At 57.2% G+C, this 563-nt stretch carries 1 protein-coding gene; it reads right to left on the bottom strand.

Translation table 11 applies throughout. From position 1 onward, the window contains the following. Positions 1 to 461 (bottom strand): phospholipase D-like domain-containing protein (locus tag EN932_RS37515; RefSeq protein WP_245483423.1); only part of this gene is annotated, 461 nt, incomplete at its 3' end. Positions 462 to 563 lie beyond the last annotated feature (102 nt).

Here is a 563-nt window from a genome sequence, read left to right as displayed (position 1 = left end):
ATCCGGTAATGCGTGTCGCGCCATTCATTTGAGTTGCGTGCGTTCCCGCGCCAATCATCGGCAATGCCGACCCCGCCAGTGAAAGCGATCCGGCCATCGACGATCAGCAGCTTGCGATGAGTTCGGTTGTTTACACGGTCCAACGTATACCAGCGTAGCGGCCGATAGCGTTCGAACCTCACACCTGCCGTCGTCATGATGCGGATCAAGTCCTCGTCGAAGGGAAGGCTGCCAACCCAGTCGACGTTCACGCGGACCTCGACGCCTTCGCGGGCCTTCGTCGCCAATGCGATCGCGAACTCGTAGCCGATGGCTCCTGACCAATAAATATACGTTTCCATGTTGACGCTGGATCGAGCCGCCCCGATTGCTTGCAGCATTGAGGGAAATATTTCGTCTCCGTTGACGAGAGTTTGGACCGCGTTGGAACCGAACATCTGCCCTTGCGAATAGCTGCTCATCGTCTTGGAAAATTGGGGATCCGCAGCGTCGAACCGGTGGGGGACGATAGATCGTAGAACGCGCGGCTGCGGAGTGAGGTTTATGATCAACACCGTGAGCAG

The organism is Mesorhizobium sp. M7A.F.Ca.US.002.01.1.1 (assembly GCF_004022955.1).
GTDB lineage: Bacteria > Pseudomonadota > Alphaproteobacteria > Rhizobiales > Rhizobiaceae > Mesorhizobium > Mesorhizobium ciceri.
The sequence above is the reverse complement of the archived record's forward strand: the minus strand, read 5'-3'. Positions and strand labels throughout refer to the sequence as shown.